Origin of the sequence: Gluconobacter sp. P1D12_c, from assembly GCF_018812105.1 — a bacterium.
Lineage (GTDB): Bacteria > Pseudomonadota > Alphaproteobacteria > Acetobacterales > Acetobacteraceae > Gluconobacter > Gluconobacter oxydans_A.
This window is the reverse complement of record NZ_JACSIQ010000241.1, coordinates 1-553: the sequence shown is the minus strand read 5'-3', so window position 1 is coordinate 553 and position 553 is coordinate 1. Positions and strand designations below refer to the sequence as shown.

The window sequence follows — 553 nt, the reverse complement described above, 5'->3', positions numbered from 1 at the left end:
CTGTGTGATTCCATTTCTTCGGCGTTGATTGGGGATGGTGGAAGATGAAGCAGCCTGGTTTCTTTGATGTTGAAGAGCGCCTTGCTCGGCTGAGCGGGCTTGGCGATCAGCTGGAGGCCTTTTCCCGGACTGTGGATTTTGAGRTGTTCCGCCCTGATCTGGAGCTGGCTCTGGCCTATTCAGACGGAAGTAAAGGCGGACGTCCGCCGTTTGATCCGGTGCTGATGTTCAAAATTCTGGTCATCCAGACGTTGAACACTTTGTCTGATGAACGGACAGAGTATCTGATCAACGACCGCCTGTCGTTCATGCGCTTTCTGGGATTGGGGCTGTCGGACCGCGTGCCGGATGCCAAAACGGTCTGGCTGTTTCGTGAGCGTTTGACACAGGCGGGTGCCATTGAAAGGCTGTTTGACCGATTTGACGCGACCCTGCGGAACGCCGGTTATCTCCCGATGTCCGGCCAGATCCTGGATGCAACACTGGTGGCTGCTCCAAAGCAGCGCAATACGAAGGCTGAGAAAGCGGATCTCCGGGCAGGACGTATTCCAGA

General features: G+C 55.6%; 1 protein-coding gene. It reads left to right on the top strand.

Going from position 1 to position 553, the window contains the following annotated elements; all coding sequences use genetic code 11:
* Positions 1 to 44: 44 nt before the first annotated feature.
* Positions 45 to 553: transposase (locus KP705_RS16540; protein ID WP_215765040.1), on the top strand; the 509-nt coding region annotated here is incomplete at its 3' end.